The 22,397-nt window shown below is 70.0% G+C and carries 21 protein-coding genes and 2 pseudogenes; 13 read left to right on the forward strand and 10 right to left on the reverse strand.

What is annotated here, in order from left to right; all coding sequences use genetic code 11:
* Positions 1 to 15 precede the first annotated feature (15 nt).
* Positions 16 to 3,138 (reverse strand): amino acid adenylation domain-containing SDR family oxidoreductase, encoded by a 3,123-nt coding sequence (locus AB0B50_RS27865; protein WP_362337546.1) that lies wholly within the window; start codon positions 3,136 to 3,138, stop codon positions 16 to 18.
* Between the two features lie 79 nt (positions 3,139 to 3,217).
* Positions 3,218 to 3,892 (reverse strand): hypothetical protein, encoded by a 675-nt coding sequence (locus tag AB0B50_RS27870; protein WP_362337549.1) that lies wholly within the window; start codon positions 3,890 to 3,892, stop codon positions 3,218 to 3,220.
* Between the two features lie 696 nt (positions 3,893 to 4,588).
* Between AB0B50_RS27870 and AB0B50_RS27875 the strand changes: the two genes are divergently transcribed.
* The 5 genes from AB0B50_RS27875 (at position 4,589) to AB0B50_RS27895 (ending at position 9,286) form a co-directional block, all read left to right on the forward strand.
* Positions 4,589 to 5,302 (forward strand): hypothetical protein, encoded by a 714-nt coding sequence (locus AB0B50_RS27875; protein WP_362337552.1) that lies wholly within the window; start codon positions 4,589 to 4,591, stop codon positions 5,300 to 5,302.
* A gap of 184 nt (positions 5,303 to 5,486) precedes the next feature.
* A complete protein-coding gene (locus tag AB0B50_RS27880) occupies positions 5,487 to 5,858 on the forward strand; it encodes a hypothetical protein (protein ID WP_362337555.1) in 372 nt (123 codons plus the stop codon).
* A 100-nt stretch (positions 5,859 to 5,958) separates the two neighbouring features.
* On the forward strand, positions 5,959 to 8,307 hold the full coding sequence (gene secD, locus AB0B50_RS27885) for a protein translocase subunit SecD (protein WP_362337558.1): 2,349 nt from the start codon (positions 5,959 to 5,961) through the stop codon (positions 8,305 to 8,307).
* 476 nt (positions 8,308 to 8,783) lie between these two features.
* Positions 8,784 to 8,960 carry a hypothetical protein gene (locus AB0B50_RS27890; RefSeq protein WP_362337561.1) on the forward strand — a complete coding sequence of 59 codons (177 nt, stop codon included), beginning with the start codon at positions 8,784 to 8,786 and terminating at the stop codon, positions 8,958 to 8,960.
* 122 nt (positions 8,961 to 9,082) lie between these two features.
* The gene (locus tag AB0B50_RS27895; protein ID WP_362337563.1) at positions 9,083 to 9,286 is read left to right on the forward strand and encodes a hydrophobic protein; all 204 of its coding nucleotides are present in this window, start codon (positions 9,083 to 9,085) and stop codon (positions 9,284 to 9,286) included.
* A gap of 58 nt (positions 9,287 to 9,344) precedes the next feature.
* Here the strand turns inward: AB0B50_RS27895 and AB0B50_RS27900 are convergent, their stop codons facing one another.
* Positions 9,345 to 10,829, reverse strand: coding sequence for a pyridoxal phosphate-dependent aminotransferase (locus AB0B50_RS27900; protein WP_362337566.1), 1,485 nt, complete (start codon positions 10,827 to 10,829; stop codon positions 9,345 to 9,347).
* A 259-nt stretch (positions 10,830 to 11,088) separates the two neighbouring features.
* On the opposite strand from AB0B50_RS27900, the gene AB0B50_RS27905 reads away from it, so the two are divergent.
* Both AB0B50_RS27905 and AB0B50_RS27910 read left to right on the forward strand, forming a co-directional pair.
* Positions 11,089 to 11,241: a hypothetical protein gene (locus AB0B50_RS27905; RefSeq protein WP_362337569.1), complete on the forward strand. Its 153-nt coding sequence runs from the start codon at positions 11,089 to 11,091 to the stop codon at positions 11,239 to 11,241.
* A gap of 198 nt (positions 11,242 to 11,439) precedes the next feature.
* Positions 11,440 to 12,144, forward strand: coding sequence for a DUF1326 domain-containing protein (locus AB0B50_RS27910; RefSeq protein ID WP_362337572.1), 705 nt, complete (start codon positions 11,440 to 11,442; stop codon positions 12,142 to 12,144).
* A gap of 160 nt (positions 12,145 to 12,304) precedes the next feature.
* Here the strand turns inward: AB0B50_RS27910 and AB0B50_RS27915 are convergent.
* Positions 12,305 to 12,946: pseudogene (locus AB0B50_RS27915) on the reverse strand (AfsR/SARP family transcriptional regulator); the annotation flags it as partial.
* Positions 12,947 to 13,257: 311 nt separating this feature from the next.
* Between AB0B50_RS27915 and AB0B50_RS27920 the strand changes: the two are divergent.
* Complete coding sequence (locus AB0B50_RS27920) at positions 13,258 to 13,632, forward strand: hypothetical protein (protein WP_362337575.1); 375 nt, start codon at positions 13,258 to 13,260, stop codon at positions 13,630 to 13,632.
* Between the two features lie 20 nt (positions 13,633 to 13,652).
* Here the strand turns inward: AB0B50_RS27920 and AB0B50_RS27925 are convergent, their stop codons facing one another.
* Positions 13,653 to 14,285 carry a TetR family transcriptional regulator gene (locus tag AB0B50_RS27925; RefSeq protein WP_362337578.1) on the reverse strand — a complete coding sequence of 211 codons (633 nt, stop codon included), beginning with the start codon at positions 14,283 to 14,285 and terminating at the stop codon, positions 13,653 to 13,655.
* A 79-nt stretch (positions 14,286 to 14,364) separates the two neighbouring features.
* Between AB0B50_RS27925 and AB0B50_RS27930 the strand changes: the two genes are divergently transcribed.
* Positions 14,365 to 15,300 (forward strand): oxidoreductase, encoded by a 936-nt coding sequence (locus AB0B50_RS27930; protein WP_362337581.1) that lies wholly within the window; start codon positions 14,365 to 14,367, stop codon positions 15,298 to 15,300.
* Between the two features lie 12 nt (positions 15,301 to 15,312).
* Here the strand turns inward: AB0B50_RS27930 and AB0B50_RS27935 are convergent, their stop codons facing one another.
* The 3 genes from AB0B50_RS27935 to AB0B50_RS27945 form a co-directional block, all read right to left on the reverse strand.
* Positions 15,313 to 16,140, reverse strand: coding sequence for a DUF1206 domain-containing protein (locus AB0B50_RS27935; protein WP_362337584.1), 828 nt, complete (start codon positions 16,138 to 16,140; stop codon positions 15,313 to 15,315).
* Positions 16,141 to 16,202: 62 nt separating this feature from the next.
* Positions 16,203 to 16,664, reverse strand: a complete 462-nt coding sequence (locus AB0B50_RS27940) for an STAS domain-containing protein (RefSeq protein WP_362337587.1) — start codon at positions 16,662 to 16,664, stop codon at positions 16,203 to 16,205.
* A gap of 131 nt (positions 16,665 to 16,795) precedes the next feature.
* Entirely contained in the window at positions 16,796 to 17,776 is a 981-nt protein-coding gene (locus tag AB0B50_RS27945) for a helix-turn-helix domain-containing protein (RefSeq protein ID WP_362337590.1), read from the reverse strand.
* A 70-nt stretch (positions 17,777 to 17,846) separates the two neighbouring features.
* Between AB0B50_RS27945 and AB0B50_RS27950 the strand changes: the two are divergent.
* Positions 17,847 to 18,179: pseudogene (locus AB0B50_RS27950) on the forward strand (cupin domain-containing protein); the annotation flags it as partial.
* 275 nt (positions 18,180 to 18,454) lie between these two features.
* On the opposite strand, the gene AB0B50_RS27955 reads toward AB0B50_RS27950, so the two are convergent.
* Positions 18,455 to 19,024, reverse strand: a complete 570-nt coding sequence (locus AB0B50_RS27955) for a TetR/AcrR family transcriptional regulator C-terminal domain-containing protein (protein WP_362337593.1) — start codon at positions 19,022 to 19,024, stop codon at positions 18,455 to 18,457.
* A 207-nt stretch (positions 19,025 to 19,231) separates the two neighbouring features.
* On the opposite strand from AB0B50_RS27955, the gene AB0B50_RS27960 reads away from it, so the two are divergent.
* A complete protein-coding gene (locus AB0B50_RS27960; protein WP_362337596.1) occupies positions 19,232 to 19,831 on the forward strand; it encodes a DUF4389 domain-containing protein in 600 nt (199 codons plus the stop codon).
* A gap of 369 nt (positions 19,832 to 20,200) precedes the next feature.
* The gene (locus AB0B50_RS27965; protein ID WP_362337599.1) at positions 20,201 to 20,749 is read left to right on the forward strand and encodes a DUF1062 domain-containing protein; all 549 of its coding nucleotides are present in this window, start codon (positions 20,201 to 20,203) and stop codon (positions 20,747 to 20,749) included.
* A 118-nt stretch (positions 20,750 to 20,867) separates the two neighbouring features.
* On the opposite strand, the gene AB0B50_RS27970 is transcribed toward AB0B50_RS27965, so the two are convergent.
* Positions 20,868 to 21,647 carry an SDR family oxidoreductase gene (locus AB0B50_RS27970; RefSeq protein ID WP_362337602.1) on the reverse strand — a complete coding sequence of 260 codons (780 nt, stop codon included), beginning with the start codon at positions 21,645 to 21,647 and terminating at the stop codon, positions 20,868 to 20,870.
* 81 nt (positions 21,648 to 21,728) lie between these two features.
* Between AB0B50_RS27970 and AB0B50_RS27975 the strand changes: the two genes are divergently transcribed.
* A complete protein-coding gene (locus tag AB0B50_RS27975; RefSeq protein ID WP_362337605.1) occupies positions 21,729 to 22,394 on the forward strand; it encodes a nitroreductase in 666 nt (221 codons plus the stop codon).
* The last annotated feature ends 3 nt before the right edge of the window (positions 22,395 to 22,397 follow it).

Consider the following 22,397-nt stretch of genomic DNA (forward strand, 5'->3'; position numbering starts at 1 on the left):
AGGATGCCTTTCCGGTCAGGTGTGCACACGGACGCGGGCGGGTGCGGGGGGCTGGAGGAAGCCGGAGTCGACGAAGTACCGCAGGTAGGAGTCGAGGAGGCCGGCGTCGACCGGCGGACAGGTCAAGTCGGAGTCGGCGATGGCCTGTTCGAAGTTGCGGCGGCTGAAGGCGGGGAAGGTGCCGGCGAAGTACATCTCCTTGACGGAGAGGGTGGAGCGCCGGGCCGGTTCGATGAACATCGGCATGAACGGCGCCATCGGCTGGCCGGGGTCACGGGCGGTCAGGTCCGCCATGTACGCGACCCATCGCTCGTAGGGCACGGTTTGCACCGGGTAGCCCTTGGCCTGGAGCCGTTCGACCAGGAGGGACAGGCGGGCGTCGTGGGCGTTGGTGATGTGGTGCACACGCCCTTCGGCTCGGCGGTGGGCAAGGATGTGCACGATGGCCTGGGCGGTGTAGTCGACCGGGACGAAGTCCAGCGGGAGCGCCATGTCGGGGGCCAGGCCGGTTTCGGCGATGCTGCGGAACAGAGCGCACATCATGGTGTCGGTGTTCCAGATGCCGCCGGTGCGACTACCGGTGATCTCGTAGGGGCGGTGGATGGCCACGGCCAGGCCCTGGTCGGCGGCCTGGGCGACCAGGCGTTCGGCGACCCACTTGGTCTCCGGGTAGCCCAGGGAGATGCGGTCGCCGAAGTCCAGCGGGGTGTCCTCGTCGAGGTGGCGGACCCCGGCGATGCCGAATCCGGCGATGACCGCGATGGACGACACGTAGTGCAACACCTTGGGCGGTCCGCTGCGGGCCAGGTCCAGCATGGTGCGGGTGCCGCCGACGTTGATCGCTTCGAGTGCGGCGTAGGGGTAGGCGAAGTTCACCCGGGAGCCTGCGTGCAGCAGTGTGTCCGCTGACTCTCCCAGCTCGCGGAAGGCCGCCTCGCTGAGCCCGAACCGGGGCGCCGCCAGGTCACTGGGAACGATCGTGACCCGCTCGTGGACGCGGGTGGGATCGAGGCCGTAGCGACGCATGCGGGCTGCCAGCCGTCGTCGTCCCTCCTGTTCGTCCCCGGCGCGGACCAGGCAGTGCACCCGCTCGGCGACATCGTTGTGAAGGAGGGCGTCCAGCAGATAGGTGCCCAGGAAGCCGGTGGCGCCGGAGAGCACGACGCGGCGCCCGCCCGATGGCAGGTCGGGGGCGGTGGTGAAGCGCAGCTGCGGGTCGAGGTGGGAGACGGCCTCGAAGTCGACCGCGGCCTCGCCGGTGTCCGCCTCGGGGGTGTTCCGCAGTTCCTCGATGCGTGCCGCGAAGGTGCGTACCGTCGGATTGGCCAGCAGGGTGCGGATCAGATGACGGCTGTGTTCGGGGCACAGGGCGAACTGGGCTCGGCAGCGTGCGGCCAGCTGGGTGGCCTGCAGGGAGTGGCCGCCCAGTGCGAAGAAGTCGTCGTCCCGGCCGATGCCGCCGGTGATGCCCAGGATGTCCGCCCAGACGTCGGCGACATCCTGTTCCACCGGTGTCTGCAGTGCCGAGTCGGTGTGCCGGCCGGTGGCGGTGTGCTGGGTGGCTTCGCGGGCGAGCTGATCGCGGTCGATCTTCCCCGAGCGCGACAGGGGCATCCGGGGGCGGACGAGGATCGGGTTGGGCACCATGAAGACGGGGAGCCGATCGCGCAGGAACTCCCGCAGGGTCCAGGAGAGTTGACCAGGATCGGCCCCGTTGTGCGGCGTGATCCAGGCCAGGAGCCGGTCGTTGCCACCCTCGCCCTGGGCCATCACAGCGGCCTCGCGGACCTGGTCGTGGGCACTGAGGTGCACCTCGATCTCGTCCAGCTCGATCCGGTAGCCGCGTACCTTCACCTGCCGGTCGGTACGGCCCAAGAACTCCAGCACCCCATCGGGCCGCCAGCGGGCCAGATCCCCCGTCTTGTACAGGCGTCCCGCCGCATTCGCTCCGAGGTGGTCGGGCACGAAACGGTTGCTGGTCAGCTGCTCGTCACCGAGATAGCCCAAGGCCACACCGTCACCGCCAACCCAGAGTTCCCCGGCCTCTCCGACCTCGGCCAGGGTGCCGTCAGCGCGCGTCACATAGGCGGTGGAGTTGGCCACCGGCGTCCCGATCGGCACCGTCTCAGCCTCCGGCGGCAGCTCGGTGACGGGGTGCACCGTGGACAAGGAGGAGTTCTCGGTCGGGCCGTAGCCGTTCAGGAACGTCTCCGGGCGGCCGTGGGCAAGGACCTGCCGGACCGCTTCGGGTGAGAGCGCGTCACCTCCCGCGATCAGACACCGCAGGCCGGTGAACATCTGCGGCCCTACCTTGGCCATCTGATGGAACAGCCCGGCGCTCAGCCACATCACACTCACCCGCTCGGTGCGCAGCGTCTCCGCCAGGGCGTCCGCGGACAGCAGCGTGTCCACCTCCGCGAGGACCAGCCGGGCCCCGTTGAGCAGCGCGCCGAACCACTCGAAGCACGACACGTCGAACGTGGGGTTGGTCGTCGCCAGCACCACATCGTCCGCCGTCAACCGCAGGCGCACATCCCCGTGGCAGACCAGCCGTACCGGGCCACGGTGGGGCACCACCACCCCCTTGGGCACCCCCGTCGACCCGGACGTGAAGATCACGTAAGCGGGGTCGTCCGCCCCGACGCGCACACCGTCCGAGACTCCCGTGCGCTCGAACGCCGCGTCCACACAGACGATCCGGGCTCGCCCCTCGCCGAGCCGCCGGTCCCGCTCGCTTGCGATCACTGTCCGGGCGTCGGCGTCCTTGAGGATCCGCAGCAGGTGATGTTGCGGGTAGTGCGGATCGAGTGGCAGATAGGCCGCCCCGGCCCGCATCACGGCCAGCACCGCCGTCACGCACGCCACCGACCGCTCCATCAGCACGCCGACGACGTCTTTGGGCTTCACTCCCGTGTCGACGAGGTGATCCGCCAACCGGGCAACCCGGTCGGCCAGTTCGCCGTAGGCGAGTCGTTCCGTGCCCTGGCACACGGCGGAGGCTTCGGGCGTGGCGGACGCTTGACGTGCGAAGAGCTCGGGCACCGTCGCGGTGCTCGGATAGTCGGTGGACACGTTGTTCCACTGGCGTACGAGGTCGTGGTGGTAGGGGGTGGTGGTGCTGTGCGGTGCGGTTGCCATCAGTGCTTCCTTGCCGGGTGTGTCGGGAGCTTCCTTGCCTGGTGCGGGGGAGGGGGACAGTGAGGGACAGCGGAGGGCGTCAGTTGGTGGAGGCGGAGGGCTGGACGGCGGCCGCCCAGAAGCGGGAAAGGACGGGTTCGACCTGGGCGATGCCCCGCTCGACAGCGGCCGGTTCTTCTCCCTGGGCCAGTCCGTAGGCGGCCACCTCACGCGCTTCCTCGATGAAGCGCTCCGGAGGGGTCTGGAACAGCGAGAAATAGTCGATGACCGGCTGCGGCAGCGGTGCCTCGTGCCGCGTCAGCTCGTCCGCCAGCGCGGCACAGCTGCCGCACCACAGCAGAAGATCCGCCCGCACCGCACCGGCGGCCTCGGCCGGACCGGCCCGCATCGCCAGCCACGACATGAAGGAACCGAAGTCGCGCATCCCCCTTGCCGGTTGTCGGTGCCGCAGCTCCTGCTCGCTCAGGCCCAGTGCCTCGGCACAGGCCAGCAGCGGAGCCTCGCAGTCCAGCACCAGACGTGCCAGATCCACGAAGTACCCGGCAACCGGCTGCACGGGGCAGCGCGCCGCCAGGGTGGCGAACGCCGCCACCTCCGCGGCATGCGCGTGAAACTCGCCCACGACGACCCGCGCCACCTCGGCCGGCCCCGCCCGCCCCTGCGAGAGCGCCGCGACCAGAGGATTGCCCCGCACGTGCGTGGCCGTATCCGGAGTCGAGTGCTTGAACAGGACGTCAACCTCGTCGTACGACATGAGACTCTCCCTCGTGGCATGACGGTGTACGTCGCAGCGAACGGACTGGGACGGGATGGGGTGCCGCGGCGGTGAGAATCGCCGCTCGGAACGCTCCTTGCCGCCTACACCGAAGCCACTCGGGCGTGCGGACCCGGTTATGACGTGAACAGCTCATAAACAGAGCAGGGGATGTGCGGCGCATCATTTCCACGGCGCGGTGCGATGAGTGACACCGCGTGCGCGCCCCGGGCAGGCTGGGTCGACTCGCCCGCTGGGGCGGACACAGTGCAGCCCAACATGCGCCCGGCCCCTGCGCTGAGACGCAGAAGGAAGGCTGACACCCCGCTCGATCACGCGAGTGCCGGCAAGCGTTCGTCTGATGCCAGGGCCTGCGGGTGTCCAATGAACCCGGCCATTTCGGGGTGCCTATCCAATGAGATCCGATGGTGGATGACGACAGGGTTTGATGGCAGCCGGGCTCCGGACTCTCCACGCGAAACGGGATCACACGGCGAATCTGGTCCACAAGCGGGTGTCGACCGACCAGTAGCCGACCGACCGGCAGAACCTCGTCCTGACCGAGGCCCGGATCGAGGACCCGGTGATGTTCGAGGAACAGGCCGGCACCTCCAGCCGCCTCCACCGTCTGGAACGGCCGAAGTTCGGCGAGCTGCTCACCTACGCGCGGCCGGGGGCGTCGTGTACATCTCCGAGATGTTCCGCCTCGTGCGCGGCACCCAGCACATCCTCGACGTGCTCGACGTCCTGCACCGCGGCCGCCTCGCCCTGCGCATCCACGACGGTGCCTTCTCCGCCATGGACCTCACCGCGCGCCACCCGCGCACCGGAGAGCTGCAGTCCACGGTGAAATTCATGGTGCAGACCCTCGCCGCCGCGGGGGAGCTCCAGCGCGACCTGCAGCGGGAGTTGACGTACGACGGGCTGCGGGCCGCCGAGGCCAGGGGCAACAAGGGCGGGCGTCGCCCGGTCATCACGACCCGTAAGGTCGACGGTGTGCGCGCGGCGTACCTCAAGGGCCGTACCATCGCCGCACCGGCCCGCGAGCACAAGGTCAGCCGCGGCGCCATCCGCACGGCCGTCGCCGATCTCTTGCCCGAGCACACGTCCGTCAGCCACGAGGCCACCCCGGCTCCAGAGCCGATTGTGAGCCTCGACATGCCGGGCAAAGTCGCCGACCTCCTTCGCCCGGCCGACCTGGACCCCGCTGAGAAGGCCGCACTCGATCAGGGCCTGACCGTACGGCGCGGCCAGGGTCACATGCTTCGCGTCCGCGCCACATACGCGGTCCACCGCCAACTCCTCGCCCACTCTCGACGGCTCGACGGCGCCTCGGGCGCCCCAGCAATCCCGGCGCAGCGCAAGGCCTGCCGCGAGTACGAGAATCGCGTCAACGCCCTCGATCCGTGACCGGGCCCGCGCCCGACGCCCAGAGAACCATTACCAGAGCATCACCCTCGGCTACCTGTCGCTTCGTGGCAGCTTCGTTAGCGCAGGGCCTGGAAACGCGGAACGGACCGGGGGCCCTCATACGTTGAGCAGGGCGGGGCCACGCCGTGCGCACCCGACGAGCACCGGAGGGACGGGGGGACGCGTGCCGCAGCAGAGCCGCTCCGCGCGCCTGGCCGCGTCCGCGCTGACCCTTGTCGTCACCGTCCTCGCGCTGTTCGTCCCGGTGGCCGGGGCGCAGGGCATGCCCACCGACGGGCCGCTCACCCACCACATGGTGGTGGCGCACGCCGGACAGGGGGCGGGACCCGACGACGTCCCGGCGCTCCACGTCGCGGTCACGCACCGGCCCGACGCCCACATCCCGGGCCCGCAGCCTGCGGGCCCCGCGCGCACGGCCGTCGACGCGGCCCCGCGCCGCGCCCTGGGCGGGCCCGACACGCGCCCCGCCACCGCACTCGTGCCGCCGGGCAGCCCGGCCGAGTCCGCCGCCCCGCGCGGCCCGCCCCACCGATGAGCACGCAGACCGTCATCGACGCCTGACCCTTCTGACCCGGCGCACACCGCGCGGGGCCGGTCACGCGTCCCTCAGCCCTGCCCTCATCGTGGAGTTACGCATGTCTCGCGCACCCTTGTCCCGCGCACCCTTGTGGAGGGCGATCGTCGCGTTGGCGGCCGTTGCCCTGTCCCTGTACATCGCCCTCACCCAATCCGCCCGCCTCGGCCTCGATCTGCGCGGCGGCACCCAGATCGTCCTGGAGACCCGGGACTCACCCACCGTCAAGGCCGACGCCGCTTCCACCGATCGCGCCCTGGAGGTCCTCAGGCAGCGCGTCGACGCCCTCGGCGTCTCCGAACCCGGCATCGCCCGCTCCGGCGAGAAACGGATCATCGTCGAACTCCCCGGAGTGCAGGATCCGCGCAAGGCCGCCGAGGTCATCGGCCGCACCGCACAGCTCACGGTCCACCCGGTGACGGGGGCGTCCGCCGACAAGGGCTCCGCGAAGCCCGAGGCCGACGGATCACGCACGCTGCCCGACCCGGACCAGCCGGGCAATCACCTGAAGCTGGGCCCCACCGCCCTCACCGGCGAGGGGGTCGAGGACGCCGAGGCGGTCCTCGACCAGCAGTCGCTCAACGGCTGGATGGTCTCCCTCGACTTCCGCAAGGGCGCGGGAGACACCTGGGCGAAGATCACCTCGGACGCGGCCTGCGCGCCACAAGGCGCTCCGGAACGCCGCGTCGCCATCACGCTCGACAACAAGATCATCTCGGCCCCCGGTGTCAACGCGGACGTGGTGTGCGGGACCGGCATCACCGGCGGCTCCACGCAGATCAGCGGCGACTTCGGCCAGGCGGAGGCGCGCGACCTGGCGGCGCTCGTGAAGGGCGGCGCGCTGCCGGTGCCCGTCGACGTCGTGGAGCAGCGCACGGTCGGCCCGACGCTCGGCGCCGACGCCATCGAGGCGAGCACCAAGGCCGCGGTCATCGGCATCGCCCTGACCGCACTGTTCATCACCGTCGTCTACCGGCTCCTGGGCGCGCTCGCCGCCTTCGCCCTCGCTCTGTACGGCCTCATCTCGTACGCCGCTCTGGTCGCGCTCGGCGCGACGCTCACGCTGCCGGGGCTCGCGGGGTTCGTCCTGGCCATCGGCATGGCGGTGGACGCGAACGTGCTGGTCTTCGAACGGGCGAGGGAGGAATACCTGGGCGTTCGTTCCAGGGACTTGGCGAAGCCGGTGAAGACCGGCTTCGCGAAGGCATGGAGCGCGGTGATCGACTCGAACGTGACGACGCTTCTGGCGGCCGGTCTGCTGTTCTTCTTCGCCACGGGCCCGGTCAAGGGCTTCGGAGTCACCCTGTGCATCGGCGTTCTGGCATCGATGCTCACGGCGCTCGTGATCACCCGTGCGCTCGCGGACTTCGCGGTCGCCCGCAGCTTCGTGCGCAAGCGCCCTGGCCTGACCGGCATCGCCTCGACGGGTCGCGTCCGCACATGGCTGTCCCGCCGCAACCCGAACCTGGTCCGCCACCGGCGCCGCTGGCTGGGCGCCAGCGCGCTCCTGGTGGCGGTGGCCGTCGCGGGCATCTTCATCCGTGGCCTGGACTTCGGGGTGGAGTTCACCGGTGGCCGCCTCGTCGAGTACAGCACCAGCAGGCCGGTCGACGCGGACACGGCCCGGAACGCCGTGTCCGACGCGGGGTTCCCGCGCGCGGTGGTGCAGGAGTCCGGCGACGGCGACATCACCGTTCGCACGGAGAAGCTCACCGACGACGAACAGCAGCGCGTCAAGGCGGCCTTGGAGAAGCCCGGCGGCACGGTCACGGTCGAGCGCGACGAACAGATCGGCCCGAGCCTCGGCAGCGAACTGCGCCAGAAGGCGCTTCTGGCCCTGGGCATCGCGGTGGCCGCGCAACTGCTCTACCTCAGTGTGCGGTTCCGCTGGACCCTGGCGGCAGCGGCGGTCTCGGCCATGGTCCACGACGTCCTCCTCGTGGTGGGCCTGTTCGCCTGGCTGGGCAAGCCGGTGGACAGCGTCTTCCTCGCGGCTCTGCTCACGGTGATCGGCTACTCGGTGAACGACACGGTGGTCGTCTTCGACCGCGTACGCGAAGCACGCCGCCGAGACCCACGGGGCAACCTGGAGAAGACGGCCAACCGCGCGGTGGTCCAAACGCTCCCGCGCACGGTGAACACGGGCATGGGAGCCCTCTTCATCCTGACCGCACTGGCGGTACTGGGCGGCGACTCGCTGGCGGACTTCTCCGTGGCGCTGATCGCGGGCGTCCTGGTCGGCATGGCCTCGACGATCTTCACTGCGGTCCCGATCGCCATCGCCCTGGAACACCGCAACCCTGCACCGCCCCCGGCACGCGGCCGCCGCGGCGCGACGGAAGTCCCCGACGGATACAGCCCGTTGGAGGCACGGAGGAGGAAGGAGAGGGGCACGGGCGCGGTCGTCTGAGCCCGCACGAACGGTCCTGAGGCCGAGGGCAGCGTCCATCGCAGCTCCGCGATGGACGTTCCTGGCATGCCGAGAAGCCGCCGACGCCGAAGCCGAAGCCGCCGACGCCGAAGCCGCCGACGCCGAAGCCGTAGCTGCCGAAGCCGAAGTCGCTCGACGGTCTGCTCAGCGGCATCTGTTCCCGGGCGTCGCACCTCATCCGGCGTCCGCCGGACCGGACGCGTTCCCGCTCTGGCGGCGCCTCGCCGGAAGTCCGAATGATCCGCAGTTCCTGGAGGAGCTCGCCGTAGTTCCGATCGGCCCCGAAAGGGATGGCTGCTTGCGACCTCTCCAAGACGTGCGGTCAGGGCTATCGTCCGCTCTGCCGCCCCGGTCCCCGGCCGCATCCCTTGGTTGTCGCGCCCCAGGGCGCGCCCCACGCGGGCACCCATGCGGCGCCCGTCCCGCCGCACGCATCCCTCGGCAGGCGGTACACCATGTACGCGCTGATTGTTCTCGTCCCCTTCGTCCTGCTCGCCACAGTGATGGGCCTGTCCTGGTGGGAGGACCGCATCCTGCCACCGAGCGATCCGGCCGATGCCTCCTTCATCGCTCCGACAACCTCATCAGACCCGCGCCCGGCTCCCGACCCCACACCACTCAAGACCCGTTGACGGCAGGTCAGGGCGAGCGTTGACTGACGGCACGGCGTAGGGCCATGCCACTCCGAACCGTTCGGGCGACGCATTCCACCTTCCCGTTTCGCCCAGTCCCCGCGGATACCAGGAACCACTCCATGCGAACCGGAGGCCCGGCGATGCTCATGTGGATTCTTCTCCTCCTGCTGATCCTGGTGATCTTCGGGTTCGGCTTCGCCATGCAGATCCTCTGGTGGGTCGCGGTCGTACTTCTGGCTCTCTGGATCATCGGCTTCTTCATGCGAGGCCGCGGCGGCGGACGCAGTGGCGGCAGGCGCCGGTTCAGCCGCAGCCGCGGGTGAACCCGCACAGCCGCCCGGAACAGGCGGCTGCAGGGCGAGGGCGCACACACCGGGCGCGTCAGCGGCCGCTGTTCCCCCACGGAGCCAGGAGGTCGGCGATCCTCCGTACCGACGCGATGACCTCGGTGGTGTCGACGGCCGTGTAGCACAGCCGGAAGTAGCCCGGCTCGGCGCACGACAGGAGTTGCCCCGGGAGCAACTGCACCTGGGCGTACGTGGCGACGTACCAGCGCAGCCACTCCTCCTCGCTGGAGATGTTCGGGAAGAGGATCGGCAGCGCGGCCGTCCCCTTCTTCTCGACCTCCGCGCTCTTCTCGGCGAACGGCTCCGGTACGCGGTCGAGTTGCGGAAAGTGCGGCCCGGTCTCCGGTGGGATCACCGTGCCCGCCGGCGGCAGACAGGCGCGCAGGTCGAGCCAGAAGAACTGCGCCGCGTTCTGCCCTTCGCGGTGGCGGTACGGGATCCCACCGTCATCGAGGGCACGGCGGGTTTCCTGGAACGCGGTCGTCAGCCAGCCCCGGTACTGCTTCATCAGCTCGAGCGGATAGCTCTTGCCGTCGGTGGCGGTCGCCAGCATCTTCCCGATGACGAAGTGCTTGAGCGAGTCGAACGGGCTGAACCAGGAGAGGGAGTTCTGCTTGTCCTTGATGCCCTGCATGGCCTGATGGACCACCGGCGACTTGGAGATCACGACTCCGGCCTTAAGACCGGAAATCCCGAAGTCCTTGGCGAATGAATACACGACGTGGACCCGGTTCTTCGCCTCCGCGTCGTTCCGGTAGGCGTCCAGTGCCAGGGCGCTGACGAACTCCGGCCGGGCTCCCGTGAGTTGGGAGTGGGCGTAGATCTCGTCGGAGATGATGTGCATGCCCGTCTCGTCGAGCACCCATCGGTAGATGCTCTCCAGCAGGTCCTTGCCGTAGTTGTCGCCCAGCGGGTTGTTGGGGTTGGTGAGGACGAGCAGCTTCGGCGGCTCCGGCTGGGTCCGGTAGGTGTGTTGCAGATCTTCCAGGGTGAGCTCGAAGTTCTCCCTTCCCCTCTCCTGGAGATGAACGGGAACGGTGACCAGTTCGGGCCGTTGCTCGAAGGACCAGTTGAAGCCCTGCCAGTAGGGGGCGGGTAGCAGCACCCGGTCGCCGCTCCGCAGGACCCCGCCGTCCTTGAGCGCGAATGCCAGGCACTCCAGGGCGGCCGACGCACCCGATGTGCCGAAGACGTCCTCGCTCTTCAGGTCCGGGGAGAACGTCGGGCGGAGCGTTTCCGCGATGTTGTGGCGGATCTCCGGACTGCCGTACGAAGGGGCGTACTTGACGTCTTTCTGCTCGAGGACGCCGAGCCTGTCGAAGACGTTGTCCCGCAGTGATGGATAGACCAGCACGTTCTCCGCCGTGGCGAGGTTGACCACGTCCGGGTAGAGCTCCTGGTGGACGGCCAGCCGCTGCTCCGGGTCGGCGGCCCCGGCGAGCAGTGCCGTGATCTCCTCGGGGCTCCGGCCCTCCGGACCCTGCTGCGGTTTCGTGTTGCCCTTCGCGTTCCTGGCCATCGTGGATTCCTCACTCGACAGGTGCGCTTTTCTGACAAGCCCCCATCTTTCGTGAGGATCACGGAGGATGAACAGGACGCGAACCGGCCGACCGCTTTTGCTTCCGCGGCGCCGACGGTCGGCCCGTCGGTCCTTCGGCTCCGGACGCCGGACCACGCTGGGCATTCAGGTCGGACGACCGCGCCCGCATCCTGAGAAGGAGGGGGACTGGGAGTGCCCGTGCCGTATCGAGGGACTGGACGACTCCGCGGTGTGGACCTTGTACGGCGTCGGCTCTCTGCAGGCGCTCACTCAGGCCACCGAGGTCTTGCGTCGTGTGCTGACCTCCGCTGCCGTCGACCAGGCGCTGACCTTCCACTGGGATGGCGAGCGCGGCGACCAGGCGCTGGCTGTCACCGACATCCTGTGGTGACCTCCGGAACGACGTGACCGCTGTGCCGATGTGCGGGAAGAGCGTCATGACCCGAACCGGCGCGAGCGGGTGCGTTCTGATTTCCGCATCAAGGAATACCCCCTGGGGGTACTTGACGTGTGTGCATGGCGAGTCGTAGCCTCATGCTCGTCAACGAGTTATACCCCCCGAGGGTATGACCAGGGTCTGGAGGACACCATGTGTACGACGCCCGTCGCGTCTCGGAGAGACTCAGCCACCCCCGTCGTCGTCCGCGCCGGCGCCGACGGCACGCTCCCCGACTGGCACTTAAGGGGTGAGTGGTTCGACGTCTGCAGCTGTGCGCTGCCCTGCCCGTGCACCTTCGCCCAGGCGCCGACCCATGGGGACTGTCTCTTCACTCTCGTCTGGCAGGTCCACGAGGGGCACTTCGGGGACGTACGTCTGGACGGGCTCGGCGTGGTCGCGCTCGGGGAGTTCGCCGGGAACATGTGGGTCGGCGACCCGGATGCCACGATGAAGGTGATGCTCTACATCGACGCCAAGGGCGACGCGGCGCAGCGCGATGCGCTGGAGCAGATCTTCGCCGGGCATGTCGGCGGCTGGCCGGGCCAGTTCGGTTCGCTCATCAGCGAGTTGCGCGAGGTGCGGTACGCGCCGGTTCACTTCGACGCGGCCGAGGACCTCACGTACTGGCGGGCCACTGTCGCCGACAAGGTCGCCGTCGGTGCCACCGCGCTCACCGGCCCCACGGCCGATCCCTCCCGGCGCGTCCAGCTGATCAACGCTCCCGGCGCCGAGGTGGGGCCCGGTCAGATCGCGACCTGGGGCGTCGTCGACGGTGATCACGCGGAGGGCTTCGACTTCTCCCATGAATACCGCGGGGGATCGAGCAAGCACTTCCCCTTCGACTGGCGGCCGTGACCTCGGCCCGACCCGACGCCGCCGCGCGTATCAAGCCCGCAGCCGCGCCGCCTCGGCCGGCGAAGAGGCCGGGAGGAGCCGGCAGTTGGCGGGGTGCGGGTGGCGGGGCAGAGGCCACGGGTGGAGGGGCCAACGAGGGGTCGGCCGTGAGGATCCGCTGGTGCAGTTCCCGCAACGGCGCCCCGGGGTCCACACCGAGCTCGTCGGCGAGCCGGTCCCGGGTGCGCCGGTAGTGGCCCAGCGCGTCGGCCGCCCGCCCCGATCCGTGGAGAGCGAGCATCAGTTGACCGGCGAGTCGTTCGTCCAGCGGGTGCCCCTCGGCCCTCGCGGTCAGCTCGGCCAGCAACTCCCCATGCCGGCCCTGGCGCAGGGCGAGGTCGTTGCGGTCCAGCTCGGCGGAGAGCCTTTCGCGTACGAGAGTGTCGCGCAGCGCACCGAACCAGGGCGTGTCCAGGGCGGCGAACGGCTCGGCCCGCCACAGGCCGAGCGCCTCCTCCAGCAGGGCCGCGGCGCGCCGGGGCTCCTCGGCGGCCCTGGCCTCCGCCACCAGGTCGCGGAACCGGTGCATGTCCACCGCGGCGGGGTCGACGGTGAGTTGGTAGCCGCCGGGCTCCTTCTCGATCCGCGCCTCGGCACCCTCGATCCGGAGCAGGGCGTGGCGCAGGCGGGAGAGATAGCTGTAGAGCGTGGTGCGGAACCGCTGCGGGAGGCGGTCCGCCCAGACGCGGTCGGCCAGTTGGTCCACCGAGACGGTGCGGTTGGCGTCGACCAGCAGCGCCGCGAGCACGGAGCGCTGCCGCATGTGCCCGATGTCGAGGGACCGGCCGCCCACCCGGACCTCGATGTCACCGAGCACCGTGAACTGAGCCGCCACCGCCCGGACCTCCTGTCGCCAGGGCCACCCTGACCTGGTGATTCAAGGTCTGTCCAAGGTTTGGCCACAGTCGGCCGGAAACAGTGGGCCGTGCGGTGCCCGTACGGGGGCGGGCACCGTGTCGACGACCGTTCCAGGGAAGGAGTATGCGGTGCTCAGGAAGTTCCTCACCACCACGGCGGCCACGGGGTTGGCCACGGCAGCGGTGCTGGTCGGCACGGCCACGGCGGCGCCGAGCGGTGCTCAGGCATCGGCGAAGGCGCAGGGGGAGGCGCAGGGGGAGAGGCAGGGGGGAGAGGCAGGAGGAGACCCGCGCCGGATGCGCGATCACGCGCTTCGGCCACACCGGTTACAAGACCTGCTCCAGCGATGTTCTGGACATTCGCTGGGCGGCGGGGCACTCCGAGACGTTCGTCATCGGCACCAACTACAAGGTGTACCGGATCTCGGCGTCCTCGGGCGGGTGGAAGAGCATGGGCGGCACGGCCACCAACGTCGTGGACGCCTTCTACTCCGGCAACCGGCCGACCGTGAAGGTGGTCAACGCCAACGCCTCGCACAAGTACTGGTGCAACTCCTACTCCAGCGGCTGGAGCGGCTGGTACGCCTGCTGACCCAGGGGTGTGAGCGGCCTCTACCGCGCCTCGACCGCGTCCAGCGCCGGGGAGATCACTTCGAAGGCCCGGTCGAGGAGGTCGGCCGGGTCCTCGGCGCCGTCGCTGTCGCTCCAGCGCTGCAGCACGGCGTCGAAGGCGTTGAGCGCCATACCCGCGGCCAGCCGCGGGTACAGCTCCGCGGCAGGGGCGAGCCCCAGGCGGCTGCCCAGCTCCTCGGTCAGATCGGCCCGCCACTGCGCCTGCCGCTCCAGGAAGCGGGCGAGCAGGGCGGGCGTGCGCAGGATCAGCTGGACCACGCGCAGGGCCCGGTCGGAGTGGTGACCGGAGCAGGCGGCGAGCGGGACACGGACGGCGTGCAGCAGCGCCGTCGAAGGACGCTCCTGGGCGGGGCGGTCCGCGAGCTCCGCGCGCATGCCGGTGCCCATGTCGGCCAGGAACTGGACGACCACGTCCTCCTTGGACGCGAAGTACCGGAAGAACGTGCGCCGGGAGACGCCGGCGGTGGTCACGATCTCGTCGATGGTGACCGCGTCGAACCCCTTCGACGCCAGCAACTGCAGCGCGGACTCGGTCAGTTCGTCCGATACGAGACGACGCTTGCGCTCGGCCATGGTCACTTCTGGGCGGGAACTCACCCGGCCATCGTACATGCCACTCCTTCACGCGATGCCCTCCATGGCACTCGGTATCGCATTGACACTGAGTGCCATCAGGTGCAGTGTGTGCCACATGACGCAGCAGCACTGGACCACCGATCAGATTCCGGACCAGACCGACCGGGTGTTCGTCGTCACCGGGGCCAACAGCGGCCTGGGTCTGGCGACCACCCGCGCGCTCGCCCGGCGGGGCGGCCTCGTGATCCTCGCGGTGCGCGACGAGGAGAAGGGTCGCAGGGCGGTCGCCGGCATCACCGCCGAGCAGCCGGACGCGCGCCTGGAGGTGCGCAGGATCGACCTCGCCGACCTCGCGTCGGTCCGTGCCTTCGCCGACGGGGTGTGCGCCGACCACGCCCGCCTGGATGTGCTCATCAACAACGCCGGGGTGATGGCGCCGCCCCGCTCGCTCAGCGCGCAGGGGCACGAGCTGCAGTTCGCCGCCAACCACTTGGGCCACTTCGCGCTCACCGGCCTGCTGCTCGACCTGCTGAGCGCGGGGCTCGACTCCCGTGTGGTGACGGTGAGTTCGGTCAACCACCGCCAGGGGCGTCTCTTCTTCGACGACCTCGACGGTGAGCGCGGCTACAAGGCCATGACCTTCTACAACCAGTCCAAGCTCGCCAACGCCGTCTTCGGACACGAGCTCCACCGCCGCCTGACCGAGGCGGGCAGCGGTGTGCGCAGCGTGCTCGCCCATCCCGGCTACACCGCGACCAATCTGCAGCTGAACGGTCCGATCGGCCTGTGGCGCGTGGTCTTCGGCCGCATCGGCAACCCGCTGTTCGCCCAGAGCGCCGACGCCGGCGCGCAGTCGCAGCTGTACGCGGCGACCGATCCGGGCGTGCGGGGCGGCGAGTTCATCGGCCCGGACGGCATGGCGGAGCTGCGGGGCGGGCCGAAGCGGGTGGAGCTGTCGCCCGCCGCGGCCGACGAGGAGACGGGGCGCCGGCTGTGGGAGGTGTCGGAGGAGCGGACGGACGTACGGTTCGTGTTCCGGGCGCCGGTCTGAGGCGACCGCTCGTCAGAGCCTGCGCCACCGCGCGTTCACCCAGGAGAAGAGCCCGAACGCGCCGAGGCCGAGGGCGATCAGCGCGAGCAACCAGGGCCCGGCGACGGTGTCGGCGAAGGACCGCAGGGTGTTGTCGATGCCCTTGGCCTCGCCGGGCTCGTGCTGCAGTGCCGCGGAGACGGCGAAGCCCCCGGCCACGGCGAACACGACGCCTCTGGCCGTGCCGCCGGTGACGCCGAGGACGTCGGCGCCCTGACGCGCCCGCCGTGGCATCTCGGCCAGGCGCAGCCGCTCGCGGAACTTGCGCAGCAGCGCGCGCCCGGCGATCCAGAGCCCCGCCCCGAGCACACCGGCGCCCGCGGCGGCGACGATCCACTGCCCGGCCGGCCAGTCGAGGACCTTGGCCGTCACGTCCTTCGTCTGCCGGTCGCTCGCTCCGCTGCCGCTGCCCTGGTCGCCCGCCGCGAACGCCAGGACGGAGTACGACACGAAGCCGTAGAAGAGACAACGCGCCCCCGCCAGGGCCCGCTTGCCCGCGGAGCCGCCGTCCGGTCCCGCCTGTCCGAAGAAGACTTCGGACAGCCGCCACAGTGCCATCCCGGCGAGCGCGGCGCCGAGCAGCCACAGCAGTACGCCGCCGAAGGGCCGTTCCGCGATCTCCGCCAGCGCGCCGCCGCGGTCGGCTTGTTCGCCGCCGCCGTCGTGGAAGGCGATCTGCAGCGCGAGCGCGCCGATGAGGAGGTACAGCACCCCGCGGCCGACGAACCCCGCGCGCGCCACCGCGGCGATTCCTCGCCCCTTCGCCGCCCGCCGGGCCCGGTTCTTTCCACGCGCTGTCATCGTCACCGCAGGAAGACGCATGGCTCCCAAGTGCCCCCAGGGAGGCGCCTCATGCCGTCGTGTCAGCTGTATCCGCTCGTGGTGCCCGTCCGCACGCAGGGGGTCGGTGCGCAGGCCGGGACCGTGAAGGCCCGGTCGAGTGAAGTGATGCGCAGCAGACGCCAGTTGCGCGCACTGCCGGGGACGAGCCACAAGCTGCCCTCGTTCCTGATCACTTGTCGGCGGATCCGGACCAGCAGTCGCAGCCCGCCGGCATCCATGAAGGTCACCATTCGCAGATCCGCGACGACCTGCAGGCCGACGCGGTCCAGGAGTGCCGTTACACGGGGGGCGAGCTCCTGGTCGGCCCAGGCATCGAGTTCACCCCAGAACGCAAGGACATCAGTGCCGTTCACCACGCGGTGACGCAGGCCGAAGGTGAAGTCGGCGGTGCCCGTATCCCAGTCCAGCAGTGTCCCGTCTCCTTCACAGAGAGTAATCAAATGGCGGTGGCGCGGCGTGCAATGACCGGCGCCGGACGCCACCGGGGTCCTGGGCGGCACCGAGTTCGTATGTCCATTGTTCCCGCTCAGCGCCGTTCGTACCCTCGTTCGGCAGTAAGATTGACCGAGATGTAGAACTGATCGGACATCAACTCGATGACTACGCAGCGTAGTTATGATTGAGGCAGTTCTCGCGGTGCCGCGTGGAACGCCCGGCGGTAGCCGCCCGGTGTCGTCCCGAGGGCGCGCAGGAAACGCCTGCGCAGATTGGTGGCCGAGGAGAGCCCGGCGCGCCGGGCCACGGCATCCAGGGGGAGGTCGGTGGACTCCAGCAACTCCCGGGCCGCGCCTATTCGTTGGGAGAGCAGCCACTGACCGGGGCTGACGCCCAGCTGGTCGGTGAAGCGGCGGGCCAGGGTGCGCCCCGATATGCCCACGTGAGCGGCCAAGTCCTCGATGCCTATCGGCTCGTCGAGGTGCTCCGAAGCCCAGGCGAGGAGGGGCGCGAGCGAGCCGTCGACCTGGGTGGGGTGCGCGGGCGCCGCGTACTGGAGCTGGCCGCCCTCGCGATGAGGCGGCATCACCATGTTCCGTGCGACGTGCGCGGCGTACGCGGCGCCCTGGTCGGCGCGCACCACGTGCAGACAGAGGTCCACGCCCGCGCCGGAGCCCGCGCTGGTGGCGACGTCGCCGTGATCGACGTACAGCACATCGGGATCGACCCGCACGGCAGGGAAGCGCTCGGCCAGTTGGTCCGCGAGCGCCCAGTGCGTGGTCGCGCGCCGCCCGTCGAGAAGCCCCGCGTGCGCGAGCGCGAAGGCGCCCGAACAGATGCTGAGCATCCGCGCCCCGCGGCCGTGCGCGCGCCGCAGGGCACGGAGCACGGCGGGGGAGGGGGTCTCTTCGGTGGGCTGCCACCCGGGGATGATCACGGTGTCGGCCCGGTCGAGCGCGTCGAGGCCGTCGGTCACGACCATGTCGTACCCGGCGCGCGTCGGGACGGGGCCGGGGCGCTCCGCGCACACACCGAACCCGTACCGCGTCGCGAGCCCGCGCCGCTCGATCCCGAACACCTCCGCCGCGCAGGCGAGTTCGAAGGTCGACTGCGGTGCGTGGACGAGGGTGACGACACGGTGCGGGGCGGAAGCGGGCATGGCAGAAAAGTACCCCGGCATGACTTTCCTGACACTCGGCGGGGTGTCCGCGACCGGAGAGGCTGGTGCCATGACGACAGAACAGAACACCTCGGCCGGCTACGTCCGGTCGGCCGTGCGGGACGCCCCCACCCGCGACCTCTTTCCCGGCATCCGCCTGCGCACCCTGTGGCGGGGCGAGAACGGCGCGCACGCCCACGTACTCGAAATGGATCCGCACTCCCACTGGGAGGGCGTCGACGTGCACGAGCCCGGCCCGGAGGAGGTCTATGTGATCTCCGGAGTCTTCAACGACGGCGAACGCGACTACCCGGCAGGTTCGTTCATCCACGCACCCGCGGGCTCCTCGCACGTCCCACAGACGACGACCGGCTGCTCGCTGTTCGTCTTCTGTCCGGCGGGCCGGCCGCGGAGGACGGGGCCCGACGCCACACCCAGGACGTCGAGCGGCGCTCGCGTCGCCGGGCTCGGGTAGAAGCCGAGGGACTCCCCGGCGGTGTCGCGGGCCTCGGCGTCGGACTCGTCCTCGTCGAACGCCGGGGCCTGCCGCCGGGCGTCGCAGGACTGCCGATCGCGTATCAGCGCCGAGGACTTGGCGGTCGCCGTGGTCGACGAACTGGAGCGCCGTAGCGGCGCTTCGTCAGGTTCCGCTTCTCGTGGTCGGTGGAGCCTGCGGGATCAGGCTCCGTGGCGGGCCCGTTCGAGGCCGTCGAGGATCAGGTCGAGACCGAACAGGAACTCGTTGCCGCGGTCGTAGTCCGGCTGGAGGAGGTGCTCGGCGGTCGCCTCCTGGAGCGAGAATCCGTAGATGTAGCTGTCCAGGACGGACACCACGTGGGCGGTCAACTCGGTCGAGAATCCCGCCCCTCGGAGTGTTGCGATCACGCTGTCGTGGTGGCGCAGAGTGGCGGGCCCGGGGGTGGCCCGCGACTCCATGAGGCCCGTCGCCCAGGGGTGGCGCGACATGACCGTGCGGGCCGAGACGGCCCGGTGGCGCATGGCCGTCCGCCAGTCCGCCTCGTCGGCCGGAAGGTCGATCTCGGCGAAAACGGTGTCGATCATGCCGTCGAGCAGGTCGACCTTGTTCGCCACATGGCGGTACAACGACATTGCCTCGACGCCGAGTTCCACGCCGAGCTTGCGCATGGTGAGCGAGTCGATCCCGCTCGCGTCGGCGAGGGCGATGGCGGTCCGCAGCACACGATCCCTGGTCAGCGGGGGGCGGGGTGCGGGCTCAGGGCGGCTCATCCGCGTCCTCCGGTCCTGTGCCTTGACATGCTTACGGTGTAAGCGTACGACTTACAAAGTAAGCTTACGTTGTAACGGGCCGATGACGGTGTCCGAGCAGCGCAGACCGAAGGGCCCGTACCGGGGAGCAGGTCGCCTGCGGGTCACGCATGCGGCGGCGCGCAGTCGCCGCGCTCATCCATGCAGTGCCGTCCTGAGGAGGGCACCATGACACTGGCCGCTCCCTACCCCACTCAACTCGAACTCAAGGGCACGCGTCGCATAGCCCGCTGGCGGCCGCTCGTACAGTGGCTTCTCGCGGTTCCGCAACTGCTGATCGCCTACGTGCTCAGCCTGTTGCGCGAGGTGCTGACCTTCATCGCCTTCTTCACCGTGCTGTTCACCCGGCGCATCCCGCGTCCGCTCTTCGACGCGATCGCCATGACCTTCCGCTACGAGTGGCGCGTCGCGAGTTACGCGCTGTTCCTGCGTGAGGATTACCCGCCCTTCGACTTCCAGTCCGCCTCCGGTGACGACGGTCTCGATCCGCGCACCGTCGTCACGTTCGCCTACCCCGAGCGGATGTCGCGGTGGCAGCCCCTGATCAAGTGGCTGCTCGCCGTTCCGCACTACCTGGTGCTGTTCCTGCTGAGCATCGCAGCGACGGCTGCCGTGATCGGCGGCTTCTTCGCCGTGCTCATCACCGGCGAATATCCGCTGGGGATCCGCGACTTCGTCGTGGGCGTGTACCGCTACAACCTGCGCGTGCAGGCCTACGTCGGTCTGCTCACCGACAGTTACCCGCCCTTCAGCCTGCGGGCCGACTGACCGAGCGGCCGTGCCGGGGACGTCGCCGATCGACGCGAAGCCGGTGGCCAGGGAGTTCACCGGGCGCCCGCGTCCGGGAAGTCGGGCGACGACGTCCGGGTTCCGGGGCGGCCGCCCGATGGGCTTGCCCGCCGTGACCTCCGTATGCCGCGGCACGTAACGCTCGTACCGCAGCGGGCCGTCGGCGCTCGAAAACCAGTGGAACGGCGCCGCCGGCTCCCGTTACCGTGCTGCCGACCCAAGTCGTCCAGGCAAGGACGTGCCGTTGTACACCCTGTGAGACCTCCCAAGCGCTGAACCGTCGCGCGTCGCGCTCATGCGCCGCGCTGCTTTTTGCTGCGGACTTCTCACTGGAACCGGTGTACATCTGTGCTCAACAACTGGGTGGTCGCTCCCACCTGCCTGCCTGCCGTTCTCCGTCGATGCCACACGTGCGCGTCCGGGCGCTTCCGGGCGAACGGCAAGTTTCGCGTCAACGCCAACCACAAGCGCATCGACGCCTGGCTCCTGGTGCTCTGCGCCGCTTGCGGGGACACGGCGAAGCTCACGGTCTTCGAGCGGATGAATGTGCGCTCCGTACGGCCCGAGCTGCTGGACCGGATGCATGACAACGACCCGTCCCTGGCAGCCGAGTTGCTCCAGGACCCGGTTCTGCGGCGCCGCAACCGCATCGCCCTCGACTGGGACGGGGCCTGGCGCCTCGACACCGGCGGATCGGATCACCTGGACGACGAGGTGATCGACGTCTCGGTGCGCTTCGCGGCGCGGATACCTGTCCGGCCGGTGCGGCTGATCGCTGAAGGGTTCGGTCTGCCGCGGGCCGAGGTCGAGAGACTGATCGGGGAGGGGAAGCTCGTCTCGGCAGTCAAGCTGAGCGGCAAGCTCTCCGGCGACTTCACCTTCATGCTCAAACGCTGACGCGTTCGCCGCACAGGGCGCTGGGACGCCCGTCGCGCGGGAGCATGTCTTCCGATGCACCGCGCGACGGGCGACCCGACCGGCGCTGAGCGCCGCTCCTTTGGGCTCGACTGCGGTCTCAACCGGTGGCGATCGGCCCGAGGTAGGTGCCGCCGGAGACGTCGATGGTCTGTCCGGTCACCCAGCGCCCCTGCGGGCCCGCCAGGAAGCCCACCACGTCCGCGACGTCCTCCGGCTCGCCGATCCGTCCGAGCGCGGTGATCGACTCAAGTCCCGCCACCGCTTCGGGAACCTCGGCGTAGTGGGCGATCATGTCGGTCAGCACCACCCCGGGTTCGACCGTGTTCACGGTGATCCCACGCCGGCCCAGTTCGTTGGCGAGCGACGGGCTGAGCGCGGCCAGCGCCGCCTTGGTGAGGGTGTAGCCGATCTGGAGGGAGTTGGCGATCCGGGTGGCCGCCGAGCCCATGTTGATGATCCGTCCGCCGTCCCGCAGCAGTGGCAGAGCCCGCTGGACCACGAAGACGGGCGTACTCACGTTGATCGCCAGCAGTCGCTCGAACTCCTCCTCGGTGAGCTGCCCGATCGAACTGGCCGAGTGGATACCCGCGTTGTTGACCAGGATGTCCAGGCCGTCCGCGCCGTGGTCGGCCAGCCCGGTCGTGAGCCCCTCGAACAGCCGGTCCACCGCACCGCTCTCGCCGAACCGGGCCCGCACCGTGAACGCCCGGCCGCCGGTCTCGGTGATCCGCTCCACGGTCTCCTTGCCGGCCGCGTCGTTGCCGCCGTAGTGGACCGCGACCAGCGCCCCTTCGGCGGCGAGCCGCAGGGCGACCGCGCGCCCGATCCCGCGCGAGCCACCCGTCACCAGTGCGGTCCTGCCGTCCAATTCCCCCATGAACGCCTCTCCCCTCGTGATGCTCGATATCGACCGCTGCATACGGTAGTCGGGACCGGTCGAGCGAGGGGGCGCGGGGGCGTGGATGTGTATGAGGCCGTGGACAGTCGCCGGGCCGTACGTGCCTTCAGTGATGAGCCGGTACCCCACGAGGTACTTGAGCGAGTGCTGACCGCGGCAGCGCGGGCTCCGTCGAGCGGGAACCTCCAGCCGTGGCGGCTGTACGTCGTGAGCGGCGAGCCCTTGGCCGAGTTGAAGAGGCGTGCGACGGCCAGGGCACTGGCGGGCGACCCGGGTGACGACCGGGAGTATCCGATGTACCCGGCAGAGCTGATGTCGCCGTATCTGGACCGGTTCTCCGCCGCGGCCGCTCAGCGGTACGCGGCCTTGGGGATCGAGCGTGACGACCCCGACAGGCCCATGAAGATCGCTGCCTTGAACACGGGGGCGTTCGGGGCGCCGGTCGTGCTGTTCTGCTACGTGGACCGGACGATGGGCCCCGGGCAGTGGGCCGACGCGGGGATGTACCTGCAGACGGTCATGCTGCTGTTGAGGGCGGAAGGGCTGCACAGCTGTCCTCAGGTCATGTGGACCATGTATCGCAGGACGGTGAGCCGGGCCGTCGGGGCCGATGACGGGCTTGTTCTCATCTGTGGTGTCTCGGTCGGTTTCGAGAACGGCGGTGCGCCACGACTGCGCACCGGGCGGGCCGGCATGGCCGAAACGGTGACCTTCATCGGGATCTGACGG

It is taken from the genome of Streptomyces sp. NPDC041068 (assembly GCF_040647455.1).
In the GTDB taxonomy this organism is placed as follows: domain Bacteria; phylum Actinomycetota; class Actinomycetes; order Streptomycetales; family Streptomycetaceae; genus Streptomyces.

What these genes read in the sequence shown, in the direction of transcription:
- AB0B50_RS27865 (WP_362337546.1), bottom strand. Translation starts at nt 3,138, where the DNA reads ATGGCAACCGCACCGCACAGCACCACCACCCCCTACCACCACGACCTC.
- AB0B50_RS27870 (WP_362337549.1), bottom strand. Translation starts at nt 3,892, where the DNA reads ATGTCGTACGACGAGGTTGACGTCCTGTTCAAGCACTCGACTCCGGAT.
- AB0B50_RS27875 (WP_362337552.1), top strand. Translation starts at nt 4,589, where the DNA reads ATGTTCCGCCTCGTGCGCGGCACCCAGCACATCCTCGACGTGCTCGAC.
- secD (WP_362337558.1), top strand. Translation starts at nt 5,959, where the DNA reads ATGTCTCGCGCACCCTTGTCCCGCGCACCCTTGTGGAGGGCGATCGTC.
- AB0B50_RS27890 (WP_362337561.1), top strand. Translation starts at nt 8,784, where the DNA reads ATGTACGCGCTGATTGTTCTCGTCCCCTTCGTCCTGCTCGCCACAGTG.
- AB0B50_RS27895 (WP_362337563.1), top strand. Translation starts at nt 9,083, where the DNA reads ATGCGAACCGGAGGCCCGGCGATGCTCATGTGGATTCTTCTCCTCCTG.
- AB0B50_RS27900 (WP_362337566.1), bottom strand. Translation starts at nt 10,829, where the DNA reads ATGGCCAGGAACGCGAAGGGCAACACGAAACCGCAGCAGGGTCCGGAG.
- AB0B50_RS27910 (WP_362337572.1), top strand. Translation starts at nt 11,440, where the DNA reads ATGTGTACGACGCCCGTCGCGTCTCGGAGAGACTCAGCCACCCCCGTC.
- AB0B50_RS27925 (WP_362337578.1), bottom strand. Translation starts at nt 14,285, where the DNA reads ATGTACGATGGCCGGGTGAGTTCCCGCCCAGAAGTGACCATGGCCGAG.
- AB0B50_RS27930 (WP_362337581.1), top strand. Translation starts at nt 14,365, where the DNA reads ATGACGCAGCAGCACTGGACCACCGATCAGATTCCGGACCAGACCGAC.
- AB0B50_RS27935 (WP_362337584.1), bottom strand. Translation starts at nt 16,140, where the DNA reads ATGACAGCGCGTGGAAAGAACCGGGCCCGGCGGGCGGCGAAGGGGCGA.
- AB0B50_RS27945 (WP_362337590.1), bottom strand. Translation starts at nt 17,776, where the DNA reads ATGCCCGCTTCCGCCCCGCACCGTGTCGTCACCCTCGTCCACGCACCG.
- AB0B50_RS27955 (WP_362337593.1), bottom strand. Translation starts at nt 19,024, where the DNA reads ATGAGCCGCCCTGAGCCCGCACCCCGCCCCCCGCTGACCAGGGATCGT.
- AB0B50_RS27960 (WP_362337596.1), top strand. Translation starts at nt 19,232, where the DNA reads ATGACACTGGCCGCTCCCTACCCCACTCAACTCGAACTCAAGGGCACG.
- AB0B50_RS27970 (WP_362337602.1), bottom strand. Translation starts at nt 21,647, where the DNA reads ATGGGGGAATTGGACGGCAGGACCGCACTGGTGACGGGTGGCTCGCGC.